General features: G+C 31.2%; 7 protein-coding genes. 2 read left to right on the forward strand and 5 right to left on the reverse strand.

Going from position 1 to position 8921, the window contains the following annotated elements; all coding sequences use genetic code 11:
• The 5 genes from KHW44_RS03705 to KHW44_RS03725 all read right to left on the reverse strand — a co-directional run.
• The coding region (locus KHW44_RS03705) for a metallophosphoesterase family protein (RefSeq protein ID WP_304066128.1) at nt 1-1311 on the reverse strand (1311 nt) is incomplete at its 3' end.
• The gene (locus KHW44_RS03710) at nt 1311-2426 is read right to left on the reverse strand and encodes a YibE/F family protein (protein ID WP_002835194.1); all 1116 of its coding nucleotides are present in this window, start codon (nt 2424-2426) and stop codon (nt 1311-1313) included. The genes KHW44_RS03705 and KHW44_RS03710, both read right to left, overlap by 1 nt.
• Nucleotides 2427-2528: 102 nt before the next feature.
• Nucleotides 2529-3668, reverse strand: a complete 1140-nt coding sequence (locus KHW44_RS03715) for a YibE/F family protein (RefSeq protein ID WP_002835195.1) — start codon at nt 3666-3668, stop codon at nt 2529-2531.
• A 112-nt stretch (nt 3669-3780) separates the two neighbouring features.
• Nucleotides 3781-4284 (reverse strand): iron hydrogenase small subunit, encoded by a 504-nt coding sequence (locus tag KHW44_RS03720; protein WP_002835196.1) that lies wholly within the window; start codon nt 4282-4284, stop codon nt 3781-3783.
• Nucleotides 4285-4320: 36 nt separating this feature from the next.
• Complete coding sequence (locus KHW44_RS03725; RefSeq protein ID WP_304066134.1) at nt 4321-5895, reverse strand: ABC transporter ATP-binding protein; 1575 nt, start codon at nt 5893-5895, stop codon at nt 4321-4323.
• A 223-nt stretch (nt 5896-6118) separates the two neighbouring features.
• On the opposite strand from KHW44_RS03725, the gene KHW44_RS03730 reads away from it, so the two are divergent.
• Both KHW44_RS03730 and KHW44_RS03735 read left to right on the forward strand, forming a co-directional pair.
• Nucleotides 6119-7561 (forward strand): threonine synthase, encoded by a 1443-nt coding sequence (locus KHW44_RS03730; protein ID WP_002835198.1) that lies wholly within the window; start codon nt 6119-6121, stop codon nt 7559-7561.
• Nucleotides 7562-7652: 91 nt separating this feature from the next.
• Complete coding sequence (locus KHW44_RS03735) at nt 7653-8804, forward strand: iron-containing alcohol dehydrogenase (RefSeq protein ID WP_304066138.1); 1152 nt, start codon at nt 7653-7655, stop codon at nt 8802-8804.
• Nucleotides 8805-8921: the final 117 nt, after the last annotated feature.

The following is an 8921-nucleotide window of genomic DNA, read 5'->3' on the forward strand; positions in this document are numbered from 1 at the left end:
ATGTTGGTCTCTAACTGCCATGTAGTCTTTGAATTCTACTAAATCATAGTGTTTTGAACCTGATGCAGAGTTTGCAGTTAAATATAATTGTCCTTTTGGGTTTACATATTTTGATGGAACTTTACCTTCTTCTTTTGATTTGTCAGTAAAGTTTCTTTCGCTTTCAATAGCTACTCCGCCATTCATCATTCTACTTCTTGTGTAAACGTGGTCGTGACCAGATACTATTAAATCAATACCGTATTGTTTCATCAATGCTGGATATTCCGCTCTTCTCTTGATGATATCGTCGTCATTCGCATGAGTCGCTGCAGAATAAATAGCGTGGTGGAAACCAACTACTTTCCATTTGATGTTTTGATTTTTTGTCATTTCAATTGCTTTTTCAATTGTAGCTTTGTGTTCAGCAGTATTCATGTTGTTAGAATTTAATTGAATGAATAACGTATTATTGTACACGAAATAATAGTTGGAACCTGCTTCTGTTTTTCCTTCAGCTTGAAGGTTAGGAAGTGCAAAGTGTTGTGAATAAGAATTTGCTTGTGAATCGTGGTTACCAATTAACGTTGCAAATGTAATTCCTTTTGCGTTTTCTCTTTCAATATATCCACTGTATTCTAATTCTGATTTAGATGTATATTCGTTGACTTGGTCTCCCAAACTGTACAAGAAACTCATTTGTGGAACTTGTTTTTTGATAGTTCCCAATGCTTTTTCCCATTTGTCTCTGTCTGCGTAGAATTTACCGGCACCAATTTGAGGGTCCCCTGCTAATACAAATGTAAAGCCTCCTTTTGGTTGAGTTGTAAATTCGAATACTTGAGATTTTTTGCCATTACCATTGTAAACTCTGTACATGTATTTAGTGTTTGGTTTCAAGTTTTTGATATTTACTTGAGAGTTTGACATATCTTTAAGTTCATACAAATCTTTTAAAGCTTGATCTTTTTTATCTTTTTCGATTTTTACTTTTGCGTTTGATTTGTCATTGATATCAAATGTTGTGTTCTTGTCAGAAGTTACAGCTTTGATTTTCGTTGCATTTGAAAAATCTTTTTGATCATTTGCTTCTACTATTTCCAAATAACCTTGTTCTTTGCTCTTGCTGTACCAAGTGAAGTTTCTTTCACTTTGGTCTTTACCTATAGTCAAGATTGGAAATCTTATTTGAGATTCTTCTTGAGTTTGTGTTGCTGTTGTGCTAACATCATTTTTTACATTAGTTTCAGCAAATGTAGTTGTGTATGTAGCTGTTGTAGCTATAGAAAATACCATACCCAGTGCTAATAACGCTTTTGCCGTTTTGTTCATTAATTTTCCCCCTTAAGATTATATATAATTGATGAGAATAATGATGTCACTGGCACCATTATAATCACAACGACCGTACCTATCAGCCCTTTTGTGATTTCTACTGAAAAGAAATCAGAATTTACAAGCTGATTAAAACTTACTCCATGCGATATCAAAACCATAATCGTCACTAGAGAAGACCCTATAAATGCAAACACCAAAGTGTTTACCATTGTTCCAATAATATCTTTACCTATATTCATTCCGCTTTGAAAAAGCTTCCTGCTATCCAAATCTGTATTTAATGATTTAATTTCTTTCAAAGAAGATGAAATCGACACACTAACATCCATTGAAGCACCAAGAGATGCTATGGAAACTGCAGAGAATAATAAGTTCTCAATCCTAAGTCCCCATGTTTTTCCTACCAAAATCAAAGTTTCTACATTTTCCATATTGTGTCCAGAAACATACAAAACTTTTCCAATGATTTTGACCATAATTGCCGCTATCAAAAATGAAGTTCCTATCGATATCATATTTACCAAAGTCATTTTACTGTATCCATACAACACCACTAGAGAATAGACTGCACACAAAATTACCGTTATAATCGTAACCAAAATATTATTGTATCCATTCATCAAAAGCGCCACATCAAAAAATAAAATTATATAAATACTTACAAATAAAGCTATCGCACTTTTGAAGCCTTTTATCCCAGCAATCACAGCCAAAAATATTACAAATAATGCTATAATCACAAAAATTCTTATACTTCTATCGTAGTTGTACACGGAATAGTAATAATCATCAGTTGAACCTGAATTTTGATTTTGAATTAGAATAACATTACTTCCTTTGTGAACTTTAATGCTGTGTGTGTTCACAAGTTCGTTATCCAACTCCACAACTTTTCCAGTTTTTAAAATCTTAGCTTTAATCTTCTGAACGCCGACAGGTTTAGAATTGTCCGGATAATCTAGCGATTCATCCACAACTTCCACAACCTTCGCCCTCAGATATTCCACACCCTTGTAACTAATCAAGCTTTCATTTACATCTAGCTTTCTATTCAAAAAGAAAATTCCAATCAATAGCAAGATTAAAATTACATTAACAATTTTCTTCAATATTTCATCACCAAATACATTGTACGATTAAAATATTAAATTTATGTTTTTCAAAGTTAATAAAATGTAAAAATTTGTTAAAAAAACATTAAAAAAAGCATATCATTTGATATGCTTATAAAAACTATTCTCATTGTATATTTTCGATGCAATAAAAGAAGTCACTGGAACCATTATAATCACAACGCTTATTCCAATTAACGCTTTCGTAATTTCCACCGCAAAAAAATCAGAACTCACAACTCTATTAAAAGTATTTGTTCCGTGCAATATAAAAATCATTATGCTCACAAGTGATGATCCAATAAATGCAAATACTAATGTGTTGACCATTGTTCCAATAATATCTCGACCAATACTCATCCCACTTTTAAATAATTTTTTACTCGATACATCTTTATTTAACGACTGAATTTCTCTTAATGCAGAAGCTATCGATACACTTACATCCATTGACGCTCCCAAAGCTGAAATAGCAACAGTGGAAAACAGTAAATTTTCGATATTTAATTTCCATACCTTTCCTATCACAAGTATCAATTCCCCGACATTTTCCAGATTATACCCCGAAATATTAAGTCCGATACTCATTAGCTTAACCAAAATACTCACAAATACAAATGATACCGAAACAGAAATCATATTGATTAAACTCATTTTAGAATAACCATATAAAATCAAAGTGGAATATATTGTGCACAAAATCACAGTTAAAATTGTAATCACAATATTATTAAATCCATTCATGATAAGCGAAATATCAAAAAACAAAATTATGTATATACTAATCACAAGAGCAATCGTGCTTTTTATTCCTCTACTTCCTGCAACAAGTGCTATGAAAATTATAAATATCCCTATCCATAAGATTGTACTAAAACTTCTATCGTAATTATACATCCTGTAAAAAGTTTCAGAATTGTGATGAGGATTTCTACTTTTCGCCAGAATCACCTTGTCGTTCTTTTTTACTAAAACACTATGCGATGCTTCTAGTTTGTTCTCCACATCCACAATTTCTCCAGTTTTTCTAATTTTCGCTTTGATGTTTTGTATTCCTACAGGTTTTGAATTATAAGGATAATCCAGCGTTTCATCTACAATATCTACTACAGTAGCTTTTACATAATCAAGTTCAATTCCATCATAGCTTACCAAATGGTCATTATTTCCCCATTTTAAATTTATTATAAAAATCAGGGCCAAAATCAATCCCAAAAATATATTACAAATTTTTTTCAATTATTCACCAACTCCATCTATATATAATACTATAATTTTTTTAGTTTGATAATTGGTTTTAATAAAAAAGTTCCTCGGCAATCGCCAAAGAACTTTTTCAAAAATTATTCAATTAATATTTTGCTCTTGAAGAATATTCAGTGTGAAGCAAATGATGTGCTTTTTCTGAACCAGGAGCATCCAAATACTCATTGTAAATCTTTTTGATAGATTTATTTTCGTATGATCTTCTGATTGGTTTGTCCCTGTCTTCTTTATGAATAGCATTCATTCTCTTTTCTAATTTCGAAACATTCCCTCTAAGAAGTGGTTGTCCAGCTCCACCGATACATCCACCAGGGCACGCCATGATTTCTATAATATCGTAGTGAGCTTTTCCATCTCTGATGCTTTCCAAAAGCCTTCTAGCATTTGCGAGTCCACTTGCAACAGCAACTTTAACTTCTTTTCCTAAAATTTCTATTCTGGATTCTTTGATGCCTCTCATTTCTTTAAGTTCTTCGAACTCTAATTGTTTAAGGTCATCACCAGTTAACATATTGTAAGCAGTTCTTACAGCAGCTTCTAATACAACACCACTTGATCCGAAAATCAATAAAATATTAGACAGAATCACATATTAAAAACGAGCTAAATTTGAATCAGCTCGTTTTTATTTTACATGCATTGTTTTGTTGCAATATTTTTGTACTTTTTTATCGTGGCTAATAATGAACACGATTTTATTGTCGATATCTTTAATAAAATTCGAGAAGAAATCTTCCTGTGATTCTGAATCCAAGTTGCTAGTTATTTCGTCAAAAATATAAACATCAGCATCTCTCATAAGACTTCTAACGATGGATACTCTTTGTTTTTCTCCTCCAGACAAGTTTTCTCCATTTGCCAAAATTTCCGAATCCAGGTTTTTATTCTTCAATACAGGCTTCAAAACATCCATTGACAATATTTTTTCATCGATAGATTTGTCTTTGACTGTATCCACCAAAATATTTTCCCTCAGACTTGCAGGAATGATAAGTGGATTTTGTGGAACGTATGCGACTTTTTCTCTTAATTCATCCAAAGATAATGAATTGACTGACTTTTCGTTAATAGATATTCCATCAACATCTCTAATATTCAACAACGAGCGTAGAAGTGTACTTTTACCAGCGCCACTTTTTGCGTCTATGTATACGATATCTGAAGGATAAAATTCTTCATTAATTTCAAATTTGAACTCAGTATTCAAAATATTCACAACTGGATTTTCAAATTTAACTTTGCTTATTGTATTTTCAATTGCAACGCCATTTTTGTTTTCCAAATTATCTAAAATATTTTCCTTATAAAATCCAGAATCCACCTTCAAATTCGTTAAGTCGATATTTACTCCATTTAATGAATACAATGAGTCGAAGAATACATTGATTACCAAAGTAAACACCACAATTGAGTATAACTTAGCATTTCCAATCGTAACATTATAACTTATCCATATCAACAAAGCGTTTTGCACAAGCTCGTTAAACATTCTAATACTACTACTTGCTGCACCTGCGAATTGATTAACGCTTTTGTGTGCTTCAAAAATTTCCACGATTTTCTTGTTGATAAGATTATCAAAACCATCAAACTTGGAGTATTGTTTCAAAAAATCTGGATTACTGTAAATATTATTAAAATCTTGGTAGTTTTTGGAAGTAATTGCAGATAGTGATACGCATTTTTCAGATAGTTTTTTATTGATTAATTTAAATCCGAAAAATGTAAATGGTATTATCGCTAATAAAATCAAACCATAATAAATATTTTGAATAGAAACAAAAATCAAAGCTCCAATAATTATCAAAATCGAACTAACCATTGTGTTTACATCGTCAATCAAAAAACTGTAAATAGAATTAGTCAACTTAGAAATCTTCGTAATCAGTGAATTGTTTCCCAAATTAATCATAGTGTCGTATTTCACATGAAATAAATCCTGCATAAAATTATCTAAGTTTTCTGAATTCACATTCACCGCTACTTTTTCTTTTAACAAAATCAGCCCTATTTGAATAAAATAATTTAACACCATTATCCCAAACAATAAGTACAAATCACTTCTTTGAATGTTGGTAATATCTCTGAAGATCTTGTTACTTAAAAACGGTACGGACAGCGTCGCCACAACCATAATTAAACTCATAATCAAAGATACTGCCATAAACTTGATGTTCTTTTTAAGAATTACTTTTATCATAATTCCCTCTCTCCTTCAATTTTATAATTCTTACCCAAAGCTACAATCAATTCTATTAATTAGAAAACGCTTTACTATTATTATACTCTTCAAAAACAAATAAACAATAGTTATAAGCTTCTCGTTATATTTTCGGCATTTTTTACTCAAATTTTATCGAAATTTAAAAAGATTAACTTAAATCTCATAAAATGATATAATTAGAATAATATTAGGAGGAAATATGAAATTTATTAGCACTAGGGATAATTCAATAACTATCGATTCTCAAGAAGTAATCTTCAATTGTATAAATGATGATATTTACGTTCCTTTGAATTTAGATAATTTGTACGATATTGATGTGCTTAGAGATATGACATATAACGAACTTGCTATATATATTTTGAAGCATTTTTTAACTGATATTGACGAAGATTCAATATCAAGCATTGTAAATAACGCTTACGATGGAGATGAGCCTAATGTTTTTTTGAGAAAAACAAATGATAGATGTTACGTTGAACTTTTCAACAACAAAAGTCTGTCTTATAGGGACTTGTCATTGAGTATTATCTCTAAATTTATAGATATTAATTTGAATAATAATGAAGATGTGAAAAACTTATATCTGTTCACAGCTTCCACTGATATCTCTGTGTCTACGATTGAGAATTTCAAAAAGATGAACACAAAAGTTTTCGTGTTTTACCCAAATAATATCTCAGATATCGAAAAATCAAAATTATTATCCACACTTTCCGATAATGTCTGTGCAATTGGCGTAGATGGTGATTTTTATAAATGTAAAAAATTGGTGGATAGTTTGATAAATGATTCTGATATAAAAGATTTGATTGCACAAAAAGAATCGGTGATTTCTACGTGCAATTCTTTGAATATAATCAGAGTTCTCACTCAAGTTATTTATTATTTTTACAGTTATGTGACAATGGTAAAATACGGAGAGATAGAAGCTGGAAAAAGAATCAACGTAAGTATTCCTACGGAAAATTTCGGCAATATAATGGCTTGTTTCTATGCAAAAAGAATGGGACTTCCTATTAATAAAATAATTTGTGCAACAAAAAGTCCATTGTCTTTCAAAAAATTCTTGGATACGGGAGAATTTGTCTATGACGAAGTTTTCGGTGAAGAATCCACATCATTTGAAAGATTGGTCTTGGCGAATATTGAAAGATTGTTACATCATTTGATAAATAATCAAGATAGAATAAGAGAGATTTACACAGATTTTAGAGAAAAAAATAAATTCACTTTATATCCTGAAGAACTACAAAAATTGAGTTGTATTGAAACGTACAGCTTGACAAGTGATGAGGTTAGTCAGAAAATTTTGAGATTATTTTTGGAATGTCAGTATCCATTATCCCCTCAAACTGCAATGGCTTCTCTTGCTTACGACAAATATGTCATCGATTCTTATGATTACACGCCTTCAATAATTATGGCTACAACTTCTCCATATTCATCTACAGATAAGCTTTTGAAATCATTTGGATACAATGAAGATTTGGATATAAATATGGCATTGGAAAAACTAAACTCCTTTATAAAATCGCCTATTCCCGATAATTTACAAAACATCAAAAAAGTTGACACTACAATTTTCGATTCATCAGAAATCAAAAATATGATTTACAAAAAAATACAAGAAATGAATTAAGCGGCGTAACTTTACGCTGCTTTTGTTTTAAATACGCAATTAACGGATATATATTTATATGAGTAAATTTGAAATAAAACAAGGGGGCATTATGAACAATTTTACATTTTACAATCCAGTAAGAGTACATTTCGGTAAAGGTCAAGTTACAAATCTAGCCGATGAATTAAAGGATTACAATAAAATTTTAGTAACTTATGGTGGAGGAAGCATCAAGAAAAATGGCGTCTACGATGATGTTATGAAAAATTTGAAAGGCAAAGAAGTTTTCGAACTTTCTGGAATCACTCCAAACCCAAGAACTGACAAAGTTTATGAAGGAATCAAAATCTGCAAAGAAAATGACATTGATTTTATTCTAGCTGTCGGCGGCGGATCTACATTGGACTGCTCAAAAGCAATCGCAATGGGTGCAAAAACTGATGAAGATTTCTGGGATTATTTCTTCGAAGAAAAAAACAAACCAACAGACGCTATCAAACTGGGAACAGTAATTACAATGGCTGGAACTGGTAGTGAAATGGACGGTAGTTGTGTAATTTCCAATATAGAAAGAAAGAAAAAATACGGCTACGGGCACAGATTATTGTATCCAGTATTTTCAATAATCGACCCAACATACACATATTCACTTCCAAAATATCAATTAATCAGTGGAACTTGCGATATGTTCAGCCACATAATGGAAGAATATTTTTCAGAACCAGATTACGAAAACACAACAGATAATATATCAGAAAGCTTGATGAAAACTGTAATCGACAGTATCAGAGTAGCTCTCAAAAATCCTGAAGATTACCAAGCTAGAAGCAATCTAATGTGGGTAAGTACACTTGCAATCAACGGACTTACTGCCACTGGCAAAAGCTCAGATTGGCTAAGCCACAAATTGGAACACACATTATCCGCATATTTTGATGTAACTCACGGAATGGGACTTGCAGTAGTTTATCCAAATTATTTGAAATTTGTCTACAAAAATCATCTGGAAAAATTCAGAAGCTTTGCAATAAACGTGTGGAATATAGATCCAGAAGGAAAACCAGATGAAAAATTAGCACTAGAATCAATCGTTGCACTACAAAACTTCTTCAAAGAAATCGGAGCTCCAACTACACTTCGTGAACTTGACATTCTAAAAGACAAAATCAAAGAAATGGCTGAAAACACACCTGCATATAAAACAAGCTACTCTGATTTGTCAACATCAGACATCGAAACAATTTACAATAACGCATATTAAAACTAAAATCTGCCTTGAAACAGGCAGATTTTTTAGTGAGATAAAATTATTTCTTTATTGTAGTTTTTAATTATATTTTTATGGTCGACAAAAATAACTATTCCTTCAATTTCATCA

This window comes from Finegoldia magna, assembly GCF_018371055.1.
In the GTDB taxonomy this organism is placed as follows: Bacteria; Bacillota; Clostridia; order Tissierellales; family Peptoniphilaceae; genus Finegoldia; species Finegoldia magna_I.

Excerpts from the sequence above, each read along its gene's own strand:
- KHW44_RS03730 (WP_002835198.1), top strand. The coding sequence starts at position 6,119 with ATGAAATTTATTAGCACTAGGGATAATTCAATAACTATCGATTCTCAA.
- KHW44_RS03735 (WP_304066138.1), top strand. The coding sequence starts at position 7,653 with ATGAACAATTTTACATTTTACAATCCAGTAAGAGTACATTTCGGTAAA.
- KHW44_RS03725 (WP_304066134.1), bottom strand. The coding sequence starts at position 5,895 with ATGATAAAAGTAATTCTTAAAAAGAACATCAAGTTTATGGCAGTATCT.